At 37.0% G+C, this 12,071-nt stretch carries 12 protein-coding genes and 1 pseudogene; 4 read left to right on the top strand and 9 right to left on the bottom strand.

Annotated features, from left to right (window positions below; genetic code table 11):
- The first annotated feature begins 9 nt into the window (after nucleotides 1-9).
- A complete protein-coding gene (locus tag MT391_RS15390) occupies nucleotides 10-1,257 on the top strand; it encodes a hypothetical protein (RefSeq protein WP_028868747.1) in 1,248 nt (415 codons plus the stop codon).
- A gap of 230 nt (nucleotides 1,258-1,487) precedes the next feature.
- Here the strand turns inward: MT391_RS15390 and MT391_RS15385 are convergent, their stop codons facing one another.
- Complete coding sequence (locus MT391_RS15385) at nucleotides 1,488-1,934, bottom strand: PEP-CTERM sorting domain-containing protein (RefSeq protein ID WP_028868746.1); 447 nt, start codon at nucleotides 1,932-1,934, stop codon at nucleotides 1,488-1,490.
- On the opposite strand from MT391_RS15385, the gene MT391_RS15380 reads away from it, so the two are divergent.
- Complete coding sequence (locus MT391_RS15380; RefSeq protein ID WP_051369130.1) at nucleotides 1,924-2,280, top strand: transposase; 357 nt, start codon at nucleotides 1,924-1,926, stop codon at nucleotides 2,278-2,280. The genes MT391_RS15385 and MT391_RS15380 overlap by 11 nt on opposite strands.
- Before the next feature lie 53 nt (nucleotides 2,281-2,333).
- Here the strand turns inward: MT391_RS15380 and MT391_RS15375 are convergent.
- From MT391_RS15375 to MT391_RS15365, 3 genes and pseudogenes are all read right to left on the bottom strand, one after another.
- A pseudogene (locus MT391_RS15375) lies at nucleotides 2,334-2,468 on the bottom strand (IS4-like element ISMps1 family transposase); the annotation flags it as partial.
- Nucleotides 2,469-2,856: 388 nt separating this feature from the next.
- The gene (locus MT391_RS15370) at nucleotides 2,857-3,126 is read right to left on the bottom strand and encodes a hypothetical protein (RefSeq protein WP_028868896.1); all 270 of its coding nucleotides are present in this window, start codon (nucleotides 3,124-3,126) and stop codon (nucleotides 2,857-2,859) included.
- Between the two features lie 245 nt (nucleotides 3,127-3,371).
- Entirely contained in the window at nucleotides 3,372-4,121 is a 750-nt protein-coding gene (locus tag MT391_RS15365) for an AAA family ATPase (protein ID WP_037071697.1), read from the bottom strand.
- 357 nt (nucleotides 4,122-4,478) lie between these two features.
- Here MT391_RS15365 and MT391_RS15360 point away from each other — a divergent pair, with 357 nt between their 5' ends.
- A complete protein-coding gene (locus MT391_RS15360) occupies nucleotides 4,479-5,054 on the top strand; it encodes an IS66 family transposase (protein ID WP_499498879.1) in 576 nt (191 codons plus the stop codon).
- A gap of 83 nt (nucleotides 5,055-5,137) precedes the next feature.
- Here MT391_RS15360 and MT391_RS15355 read toward each other — a convergent pair whose 3' ends face one another.
- The 5 genes from MT391_RS15355 to MT391_RS15335 all read right to left on the bottom strand — a co-directional run bounded on the left by MT391_RS15355 (nucleotide 5,138) and on the right by MT391_RS15335 (nucleotide 11,712).
- The gene (locus MT391_RS15355; RefSeq protein ID WP_028869225.1) at nucleotides 5,138-6,130 is read right to left on the bottom strand and encodes a glucokinase; all 993 of its coding nucleotides are present in this window, start codon (nucleotides 6,128-6,130) and stop codon (nucleotides 5,138-5,140) included.
- A 217-nt stretch (nucleotides 6,131-6,347) separates the two neighbouring features.
- Nucleotides 6,348-7,154 carry an endonuclease/exonuclease/phosphatase family protein gene (locus tag MT391_RS15350; RefSeq protein WP_028869226.1) on the bottom strand — a complete coding sequence of 269 codons (807 nt, stop codon included), beginning with the start codon at nucleotides 7,152-7,154 and terminating at the stop codon, nucleotides 6,348-6,350.
- Between the two features lie 100 nt (nucleotides 7,155-7,254).
- Nucleotides 7,255-8,883 (bottom strand): PTS transporter subunit IIBC, encoded by a 1,629-nt coding sequence (locus MT391_RS15345; protein WP_499498855.1) that lies wholly within the window; start codon nucleotides 8,881-8,883, stop codon nucleotides 7,255-7,257.
- Nucleotides 8,884-8,942: 59 nt separating this feature from the next.
- Nucleotides 8,943-10,676: a glycoside hydrolase family 13 protein gene (locus MT391_RS15340; RefSeq protein WP_499498853.1), complete on the bottom strand. Its 1,734-nt coding sequence runs from the start codon at nucleotides 10,674-10,676 to the stop codon at nucleotides 8,943-8,945.
- 67 nt (nucleotides 10,677-10,743) lie between these two features.
- Nucleotides 10,744-11,712 (bottom strand): LacI family DNA-binding transcriptional regulator, encoded by a 969-nt coding sequence (locus tag MT391_RS15335; RefSeq protein ID WP_028869228.1) that lies wholly within the window; start codon nucleotides 11,710-11,712, stop codon nucleotides 10,744-10,746.
- A 137-nt stretch (nucleotides 11,713-11,849) separates the two neighbouring features.
- On the opposite strand from MT391_RS15335, the gene MT391_RS15330 reads away from it, so the two are divergent.
- The coding region (locus tag MT391_RS15330; protein WP_499498851.1) for a transposase-like zinc-binding domain-containing protein at nucleotides 11,850-12,071 on the top strand (222 nt) is incomplete at its 3' end.

Here is a 12,071-nt window from a genome sequence, read left to right as displayed (position 1 = left end):
GATCGACCAATGCATGAATTACTTTTTATTCCACATCAATATCAGGAGTATTTTTCTGAAATCAGTAAAAAACTCGATAAAAGACAATCCGATTGCTGCGTCAGCTTTATCATTGATGCAAAGGAAAACAAATTACATTTAATTGGTGGGCATGTACCTGAATATCTTCACTTTACTATCCCTTTAGCAAAGGATCACAAGTTAAAGACAAGAAGGTTTGCAATCGATGGTGAATATTTTAGCCAACTTATTGGCTATGCAGGCAAATGTAATGCGATACGCTTAAAACTCATTCATAAGGAAAATGCACCTGATCAGATGGCAATAACTACTAGTAAAGATGAATTTTTATGCTGTGACTTCGCACCTTTTTTCCGAGCACATGAAGAGCACAGTAAAAAAACAAAGCAATATGAGTTTCAAAAAATAAGAGCACCGGAAATGTTGAGAGCAGCAGTTGTAGCTTCTACTTACTGTCCTGTTCAATTTATTGCTATTGATAAAGAGCAAAAAGAGATATGGGTACAAAGTGATAATAACCTAGAGCGGTATGACATCCCTGATAATATCAAAATACCAGCCTCATTCGTGTTTACACAAGAAGCCTTAGATAACCTTAAAACGCTCTGTGAACAAATAGGAGATGAAAATATTGAAATTGCCCAGCACAATGAAACTATCACCTTTAAAACCAGTAATTATACGATAACTCATTCATTAGAAGGCGTTGAAGAATTTTATAAGAATAAGCCTAAAAGACACGATGAACTGGGCTATATGATAATGGATATTAATCATTTAAAGGAGCGTATTAAACATTTCTACAATAAATACAGTAAAATAAAACAGGCAAACCAAAGCCACATATTTATAGAGCCAACACAGTTGTATTTTCTCAGTTTAGTTAAACCATATGATTTTGATGTCCCTATCGCATCGGATGCTATTTCATTTACTGAAGATAAACTGTACATATTGCACTTAAGAGACATTGATCCGATTAGAATTAAAGACTTTACAACTTCTGACAAAGTAAAAATCGCCATACTCAAGGAGGCAGGACAAGAAAGTAAGTACAAGCTGGGGTTTTATAAAGATATAACGCACAAACATCCCTATGCGAGTGTTTCTATTGAGCCAGATCCCGACAAGATGGAGTATGCAAAAGCAATGATAAAAAATGCTAAAGATAATAAAGGAGATGAGTTAGAAGAACTTGAAGAAGTACAACCTGATTTATTTGGGTTTGATGTGTAGCATTCAAAGAATATCTAAATTAAAAAGAATAATAGAGATGATGAACACACCTAAAAATCTCAATAAAAATAAAAACGCAACTTAAGAAAATGAGCTTATTTGAAGAGTTGCAACGTAGTAAATTTCCCCGACCGCTTTTATCCTTTTTTTGATACTATTGTGAACGTATGGTTTGTTCGAAAAAAGCCCTGATTATTCAGAGCTACTTTAAGATCGGCAATAGGTTTACATTATGCGTTTTTTCTTCTAGAAAAACTTAACCCAAGTAATGCCATTCCTAATAAAACAAATAGGGTAGGCTCAGGCACAGAAGTTCCTGCATTTAATGATATATCATCTACGAGAAAGAAATTACCAAATCCTAGTTTTAGTTTTAGTTTTAGTTCATCAATTGAACCTGATTGTGCTGAGTAATACTCGTAACTGCCGTTTAAACTTGTTGCCGTAATCCAAACTAGTAAACCATCATTATAGCCTTCTAGGACACCAAATAATGAGTCAGTACTATTAGATTCAATACCAGTCGCCCATTTTTTTGCCCATAAACCGTCAAATGTAAAATCTAAGCCACTTTGTTCAGTAATGATTCCTACGCCAGCATAATTATTTAAAAGGCCAAAATCTCCACTCTTCGCCCCATAGTTCCATCGAGATCCTTCTAAATCTATCCAATTCAAGTGTGTTACCAATGGGCAATCACAAGCGATGGTAATGCCTTATGTGAATAAAGATATTATGCATGTTCACCTTAAACAAATATCGATGAATACCGCCGAAGACCGACATGCAGTTATTATTATGGATGGGGCAGGTTGGCATACAGAAGATCTTGCTATCAACATTAATAACGTGAGCATTATTAAGCTTCCTCCATACTCACCAGAATTAAACCCAATAGAACAAGAATGGAGTTGGTTGCGTCAACATCATTTAGCTAATCGTTGTTTTAATGGCTATGAATCAATTGTAGATGCTGTATGTGATGCGTGGAAGACTTTGTCAGTGATAGTCAAAGAGTCATAAAAATGTGTACTAGAGATTGGATGATCCTGACCAACTAATTATACAGAATGGTATAACGACATCACCAACTCAAAAGGTTTAATAATTCGTTTTCGGTTACAAAAGTTAACATTTTTACCTATTTCATTAATTTTTAATTCATTAAGCACTTTAGTTATTTGCAGTAACTCAGTATTATCTTTATTCATGCTCTGATTTGCTCATTGATAGTGGTTTGGCGATTACTATCAGATCAAATTCAGAGCATGTTTTCAACTGATTTTTTTCTTAAGATCCAACCTATGAATTGGAGTTTTTCTCCTTCTGTTCTTATGCTTATGCGTTTGAATTAGAACTGTTGTGAGTAAGTGATTTTGGCCACTAATTTAGAGTGAAATAAACCATATTTCCTATCTCGCTTTGTGCCGCTTTCCGACTTAGAAAGCAAGTTTTTCTAAACACGGCCGATGGTGAAGTTATTATCAAAATTCATTTTTTTCAATACTATCTCTAAATCATTAATATCTTCTTTTTCTACACGCCTCATATCAATAGTATATTTATTTTTTTCATCAGAGATTTCAACTATACCATCTCCTAACCCCACGCTTTCGGTGTTTTTAGACGAAAACCATCTTCAATATTTTTGAATGAAACAGATACGCCACGCTCATAATATTCTAGAAAAGTCTCATAAATTGGTGTCCTCATAAGTATGATACTTTCTATGTCGCCAGGATCTGAATCAAAGACTGCAAATGATAAAATCAAGTCGATACCATCGTCTTCGATATTAATAAAACTGACAGTTTCCATCGCTTGTATTTCACTTATCTCTTGTTTTAAATTATGGCTAAAGGTTAGCATCAGTATCTTTTTCTAATTTTAAATATACAGGCAAAGATTGTGCAATACTGCTTTTCCCTGCACCTCCTTTTTCATTACATATTACATATTACATAAATCATGCGCTTTCCATATGTTATTTTTAAAGCGGTCACCTTTGGATAAATTGAACCTTCTAACTGCACACTTCAGCCACAAGCCTGATCTTTTTTATGTATCAAAAAGCCGTTTAATAAGGACTGATTTTTACCATTTGGAGACATTCATTAATCTTTAAAAAGCTCATTCAACATACGTTCAGGGTTTAACAAAAAAGATTTTGTAATAGCATAATGTTCTGTATCTTCATAATTTGTTAGTTCCAATCCATTGTTAGTAACTTGATAAATTTGTGCATCAGGATATGCCAATATTATTGGAGAGTGAGTCGCTATAATAAATTGAGAGTTAGATTTACATAATTGATTGATTCTCGCTAATAATGTCAACTGACGAGTTGGTGATAGTGCGGCCTCTGGCTCATCTAGTATGTACAGTCCATTACCTGAAAACCTATTAACAATAAGTGAAATAAACGATTCCCCATGAGATTGTTCATGTAATGACTTACCGCCATATGACTCAATAACTTTAGGTCCAATACTCGGTTCTTTATCAAGGTCTTCAATATTAGTTGCTAAGTTAAAGAAACTCTCAGCTCTTAGAAAGAATCCGTCCTTAGGTGTTTTGTACGATTTGCTCAACCTTAAAAATTCAAAAAGTTTCGAATGTGATTCGCGCGTACCAAAATTGAAATTTTTAGTTCCACCTTCAGGATTAAAACCAAATGCAGTTGCTATTGCTTCAATTAATGTAGACTTACCACTACCATTTTCACCAATAATAAATGTCACAGGTTTAATGAATTCAAGAGAGTTAAATCCCTTCATTGATAAGGTATTAAATGGGTAACATGTAAAGTCTGGGCACTTATCTGGCTTTAAATAAACTTTTTGTAAGTACGGAAAATCTTGCAAAATGGAATCCTATTAAGTTCACTGTTAGCTCAGAGAAGAGCTAAATTTTTTCAACTCGTTATGTCAACTAAGCGCACAAAGTGATCATTTTTATTGGTGGCAAACCTAATGTTATTCAATGGTCGCAGTAAATGGTATTAGGTGACAGTATTAGATGATAATGACTGGCAATTCTGATGCAATTAGGTGGCACAACTGATGTAATTGTCCAAGTAATACACTCTTTGTGTTTTATTTAATAAAGACCTTGCGCCAATTAAAGCTCTTACTTCATTAATAACTCCATAAGTTATTTCAAGTATGTCAGCGAGTGAAATACTATTTTCTTCTATCGCAAAGTTTTTCCCAATTTGACCTATCAGAATAGCATTTAACCGTTATCATTGTCAGCATGCATTATGTAATGCACACCATTTACGAGAACTAACGAGAGCTTATGAACAAGATGGTCAAGTATGGGCTGAAAGCATGCGTCTATTTTTAATTAATTTGAATCAATTAGTGGGGGATACAGAGGGTGTGCTTACTCAAGAAAAACAAGCAGAAACTATTAGTCAATACCGAGTTATTTTAAAAGAAGGTGAGCAAGAAAGCCCCCCACCAATACCAACTACCGGCCAACGAGGCAGGGTGAAAAAAACAAAATCTAGAAATTTACTTGAGCGTTTACAAAATTATGAAGATGACGTACTCAGGTTCATGATCGATAAAGCCGTGCCTTTTACCAATAATCAAGGCGAAAATGACTTGAGGATGGCAAAAAAAGTTCAGCAGAAGATCTCGGGCTGCTTCAGGAGCGAATATGGAGCAGAAATGTTTTTTGGTCTTCGTAGTTACTTATCAAGCTGTAAAAAGCAGGGAGTAAGTGGCTCTACTGCTTTAACGCTATTGTTGAATGGCATGCTACCTAATATTTTTATCCCTGCAGAGTAGTTACGTTCGTATTACCCTTTTTTAACTCATGGCGGATTCAACATTTACTTTGCATTATAAATTTAGGCCTTTAATAGCCAGCCCTATTCGTCATGAATGCCTCCCTCTAATGCATCATTATTTAACAAACCTAACTCTTGACGAAGATAAACACTCGCCCCCAATAACCCAGGGTTATTATGGGTAATTAAAAAAGTTGGAATAGATGATAAGTACGCTTTAAAACGCCCTTTATCTTCAAAGAAATGCCTGAACTCGCTAGATTGAAAGAACTCAGCAAAGCGAGGTACAATACCGCCCGCAATGTAAACACCTCCTGTACAAGCTAGGTTTAATGCAAGGTTACCAGCAAAACTGCCCATCACTTGACAAAAAACATCCAGACTTCTTCGTGCCATATCACAACTGCCGTCTAATGCCGCTTTAGATACCTCTTTCGGCTGCTCAAATTTAACTTCACGTTTAGATAAAGCACAAAGACTTTGGTATAAATTGACTACCCCCTGCCCGGACAAAATACGCTCTGCAGAAACGTGACCAAATTGCGCTTGTAGTAAACATAAAATTTCAGCCTGTTCTGCTGTATTAGCAGTGAAGCTTACGTGTCCACCTTCACCATCTAAACTAATCCATTTATCCGCCGATTTAATTATGTGTGAAACACCGAGCCCAGTCCCAGGACCAAAGATAGCCGTTACAGCATTCTCTTTACATTCACCACCACCTACTTGTATTTTTTCTACTGAAGAAAGAAATGGTACCGCTAATGAAATTGCGGTGTAGTCATTGATGACATATAACGACTCTAATTTTAATTTTTCTTTAAGTGCTTGCTTAGAAAAGTCCCAACTTAAATTGGTCATCACAACATGATCATTTTCAACGGGAGAAGCAATACCAATACAAAGGTGTTTCACTTCACCTTGTAATATTTCAAAGTATTGAGTCAGTGCAACTTCAAGTGTTATAAATTCGACACAAGAAAATTCCTTTAATTGGCTCAACTTTCCCGTTTTAAGATCACAAACAGCAAGTCGGATGTTTGTGCCACCAACATCAGCAACAACAGATAACATTTTTTCTCCTTTAATAATTTATAGTTATACCAAATGTGATTCATACCATTCCGCTTAATAAAATGGTCATATTTTGCATAGTAAAAATAGTTAAGGTCAAGGCGGATTGGTATCAGTATTAGTTTTTATATAACATGCGATGAGTTCTAAAATAAACAGACCTATTATTAATTTCATAGATACTCTCTTTGCAAAGGAATCAATGAATTAATAAAGACTAAGCCACTTCCACTTCAACCAACACCCCAAAGTGATCCGACACAATCGGATAAAAATCGTTATTAAAAATCGTTTGATGCTGCTTTACCACAACTAATTGATTGCTAAGAATAAAATCAATCCGTAAAGCCTGGCTGTTTTGCTCCCAACCATCAATATTTTTAATCACAGTGATACCAGCATCTTTTTTTTCTGCCATTTCATAACAATCAATTAAACCGCGCTGTAATACATAATCATAACCTTCATTGCGTATATGGCTCGGGTTGTTGAAGTCACCTAATAGAAAGCTCAACCCTGTTGATAATGTCGCCGTGATACGGTTGATCTGATCCTCAAATGGGTTCTCTGAGTCATTCCACCAGCCACAATGACAATTATAAAAATCGAATTCACCTTGTTGAGAAGCGACTTTAATACGCACTGAACGCCTATTTTTCCAACAGTTCACATCATAGTTATCACTTAAGTCAATGACCTCATGTTCGAGAATGGGCAGTCGCGTCAAAAATGCGACACCCTCTTGATATACTTCATAACTTTGGTGAACAAAATCCCACGTAAGTTGGTAGTGATAACCGTATTCCGTCAGTTTTTGCTGTAATAAATAACCATAGTTATTAGCTAACACGGTATGATTACTTAATATACTGGCATCAACGACCGGGCTATCTTGGCATTGATTAACCTCTTGTAATGCAATCACATCGCACCCTTGTTCAATAATTGCTTGCGCTACTATATCCAACTTTTCTAGTTGTTTATCTTCTTGCCAACTGTGGGTATTTAGCGTCATTAATTTCATTTATTATTCACTCATGTAATTTACTGAGGTAAAACGCAGCACCAATACTGCGTTTATCGATATTGTTCGCTTGTTATTCACACCTAACAGAGAGAACGAATTACGCTGATTGCGCTGAAAACTTATCAAGTAACCTAGATTTAATTACATCCACTCCAGGACCATAAATAACTTGCACACCCTGTTCTTTGATCACTAATCCAAGTGCTCCCGTAGATTTCCATGACGAATATTCAGCAACCAATCGCGGATCATTAACCGTAAGACGCAAACGAGTCATACAAGCATCAATCTCAGCAACATTTCCACGCCCCCCTAAATTTTGAATAATAATGTCAAGTTTCTCATCTTGCGACATGGCTTCTGCATTTTCATCTAGGTAGTTACCCTTACGCCCTGGTGTTGGTAAATGAAACTTCACAATTAGCAAACGGAACAGCGCATAGTTAACGACAAAGAAAACAATACACACCAATGCAAAGCGAATTAAATCCCCCCCTATGCCCGCTGAAATCATCATTGGTATACGCGTGAGTAATTCAATCAAACCAAAAGCATGTACACGTAGGTCCATAACATCCACCAACGCAAATGCAATACCTGTCAACACCGCATGTGCAACATACAACACGGGAGCAATGAACATAAACATGAATTCAATCGGTTCAGTCACGCCCGTTAATAACACAGCAAGACACGCAGATAAAAACATCGGTTTATATTGCTTACGTTTATCATTATCAACACAGTGATACATCGCAAGCCCAATACCAATCAATGATGACGAAGCTATAATTACTTGGCCCGCTTTAAAACGTGCTGGATGCACAGTATCCAATAAATGCTGGTAAGTTGCCGGATCGCTTAATTTAAGATTATTTAAATCACTTACCCAAGCAAGCCATAATGGATCTTGACCATAAACACTTGAACCCGCACTCGTCCCTGTCAAAAGTTCATAAGAACCACCCAACTCGGTATAGTTCATTGGAATTGTTAAGGTGTGATGTAAACCAAACGGCAGTAATAAACGTTCTAACGTACCATACAAGAAAGGAGCAGTGATGGGCGCACTGTCTTTAGAGGTTGCAATCCATTGACCAAAATCATTGAGTGCACCTTGAATTAAAGGCCATACTATCGATAAACCAAGTGCAATGATCACCGAATAGAAAATTACCATAAAAGGCACAAAACGCTTACCGTTGAAAAATGCTAATGCCTCAGGTAGCCGAGAGAAATCATAGTAACGGTTATATAAGTTGGCACCTAAATAGCCGGATATAATGCCGATAAAAACCCCCATATTTAGCGCAGGAGCGCCTAAAATATTAGTGAAAAATTGAGAGACAGGCAGCTCAGTTCCAAATAAACTCATCACAGTCGCATGAGGGTCACTCAGCATACTGTTATCTACGCCCAGTATTACCCCAGTGATACGGTTAATTAATATGAAGGCAATGAGCGCAGCAAATGCCCCGCCCGCACGCTCTTTTGCCCACGAACCACCAATAGCAACAGCAAATAACAGGTGGAGATTAACAATAATTCCCCAACCAATATTCTCCATAATATGGCCCATTATTTCAATGGCACCGATACCACCAGCATACATTGCAACGACTTTGCCTAATGAAATCATAATACCCGCAGCTGGCATCACCGCGATAACAACGATAAGGGATTTACCAAATCTTTGCCAAAAATCAAATGATAGTAATTTACTCATAACTCATTCCTTAGTTGAAATGCAGGTTAACGTCATCAACGGCCTGCAATAAATATAATTTAATGTTTTCTTACAAATATATACGCAGCATAAGCGGGGGCTATTTGCGTGGTTATAAAATCCGACCGAATGTGTTCATTATTGATAGTTTGGTTATCAAGCATTAACGTCCCTAACTGTGCACTGTCGATATTAACGATGCCCTCTTGTGCACTTAAATTGGTAATAATGGTCCATGTCATATCTTGATCAATGCGTTGATAAGCATAGATATTAGGATCGTCAGGCATCAACAATTGATAACGACCAACCACCAAACTTTCATTTGATTTACGCAGGGCAATCAATTGCTTATAAAAATTCAAAATCGAGTTTGGATCTTGCTGTTGTTGTTCAACATTGATATCGGTGTAATTTGGATTTACAGCAAACCAAGGCGGCACCTCAGAAAAACCAGCAAAAGCGTGCTTATTCCATTGCATTGGTTGACGACTATGATCACGGGATACTTGATTTAACAACGCCAATATATTTTCGTCGGTTTGTCCTTTTTGCTTTAACTTTTCACTTAAATTTCTAGCAGATACATCATTAAAGTCGTTAATAGAAGTAAACTGATTATTTACCATGCCTATCTCTTGGCCCTGATAAATAAACGGGGTACCTTTCATCAAAAAATAACAACTTGCTAAAGCGGTAGCACTGCCATACCAATAATCAGGATGAGCAAAGGTATCAATACTACGGGCTTGATCGTGATTCTCTAAATAAAGTGCGTTCCAACCTTTGCCTTCTAATGCATTTTGCCAACGCGATAAAATTTGTTTAAATCCCACTAAATCAAAACGCTCGCGACTTTGCTCTTCTGACCATAATTTCATGTGTTCAAATTGAAAAATCATATTAAAAACACCGCCTTGCTCATGTTCGTTGGCTTCGGCAACCCAAGTTAATGCGTTTTCTGCAGTGACTCCATTTGCCTCACCAACGGTAACAATATCAAAGGGTGCAAACGCCTGATCTCTTAGCTCATATAGATGCTTATCAATACCTTCAACATTCATGTGATAGTCAAATGAAGAGACATAATGTTCACCCTTTGGATTGGGTAAAGAGGGTAAACCAGCTTGTTTCTGAATATGGCTAATAGCATCCACCCGGAAACCATCAATACCACGAGCCAACCACCAATGAATCATGTTAAATAATGCTTGTTTAACGTCAGGGTTTTCCCAATTAAGATCGGGCTGCTTTTTAGAAAATAGGTGCAGGTAATATTGCGCAGTTTTGGCATCATATTCCCATGCACTACCATGAAAAATACTTTCCCAGTTATTTGGATCGCGAGACGGCTTTTCAGCTGTAGGCTCACAACCATCGCGCCAAATATACCAATCACGTTTGGGGCTCTCTTTGCTTTTGCGAGACTCAATGAACCATGGATGCTCATCACTAGTGTGGTTGATCACCAAGTCCATAATAATACGAATGCCAAGATCATGAGCAACACTGATTAATCGGTCGACATCCTCAAGGGTTCCAAAGTCAGGATGAATTGCTTGATAGTCACTAATATCGTAACCGTTATCATCATTCGGTGATTCATAAAATGGACAGATCCATAATAAATCAATACCCAAATCAGCAAGGTAATCCAGCTTGGCAATGATACCCTCAATATCACCAATACCATCTTGGTTTGTATCATAAAAACTACGAGGATAAATTTGGTAGGCAGTCGCTTTCTTCCACCACGCAAGTGGTTTTGAATGCATATTATTGGTGTGCTTCATCTACTTCATTCTGCATGTGTTATCGTTAACACATATGGTGAAGTTGAATTTAATTAGATGCAATACATTATTCGATAAACTGGGAGCTTTCTCTCATTTTTATATTGAATTGACCTTCAACTGAACTGAAATCACGCTTAATCAATTTTGTAACGGCTTGGTAGCCCACTTGATAATAATTAAAAGCAACAGTACTAAGACTTGGTACTAATAAATCACTGTATTCATAATCCCCTATGCCTACAATCCAAAGGTTATGACCAATTTTTAGTTGCTGTTCTTTGGCGCGGCGATATAAACGAATGGCAATATTATCGGTGGCACAAAAATAGACATTATTGGGCTGCAATTGAATTTCTTGGTATCCGGTTTTTTGCTCCGAATTAGCCAATGCTTGCAACGAAAAATTCAACTCTGGTACTGCGTCAGTAATGCTTGTTTGCATCAATTTAGTACGGCTTGATAGCATGCGTTCATCATAAATATAATGCACGGCTGCGAGTGGTGCCTGCTGCTGTTTTAACTGTTCGATGGTTTGTGAGACTAACGCTTTAATTGCGGCCTGTTCAGGGTAATATAAACAGCAATGATCGGGGGTGTTTTTACCAATAAATAACACATTTTCTAAGGTTTTATAAAAAGGCTCTTCGACACTGTGCTTTGAAGCAATAATGATAGTGCCCAATGCATTTAAGCCATTAAACTCTCTCACGGCTTGGCATTCTGACTCATGGTTAAACCCTGTGGCATGAAACAGCATTCGGACTTGTGATTCATTCGCCGCAGCCAGGGCACCTTTAATCACTAAACTCGTTGTATATGATTCAATCCGAGGAGAAACGAAACCAATAATATTAGATTGGCTACGAATTGAGCGAGCAAATATATTAGGGGTATAATGACTTTCTTTGACGATAGCATCAATTTTAAGGCGATTCTCAGCCGAGACATAACCGTCATTAAAATAACGTGACACGGTCATTGTTGAGATCCCAAGTCGTTTTGAAATCTCCGCCATAGTCATTTTTTTACTCATCACATTTTTTCCATCAAGAATATATTATTGCCATATTATCCAATATATTGGCTGACAACACAGTAAATAAAAGGCTCTGTTCCTGTTAATTGTTGTCTATACTTATAAGTGATCATAACGTATTAAAGGTAAAGACTATGAATACTAAATCGTTCGTTCAAAACCTTAACCAAATAACTGCAGCACTTATATCCATGACACCAGCGCAAAGAGAGGTAGTTCATCAATCAATTCGAGCATCTCAAGTCGAAATGCCCACCAATGAACTATTTCAACCTATTTTTGATACCTCCTCTTCTTGCCCTCATTGCACTTCAACACATTTAAGAAAATGGGGGAAGTCAGGAGAAACACAAAGG

The organism is Vibrio sp. 1-Bac 57, from assembly GCF_037546855.1.
GTDB lineage: Bacteria > Pseudomonadota > Gammaproteobacteria > Enterobacterales > Psychromonadaceae > Psychromonas.
This window is presented reverse-complemented; position numbering and strand designations above follow the sequence as displayed.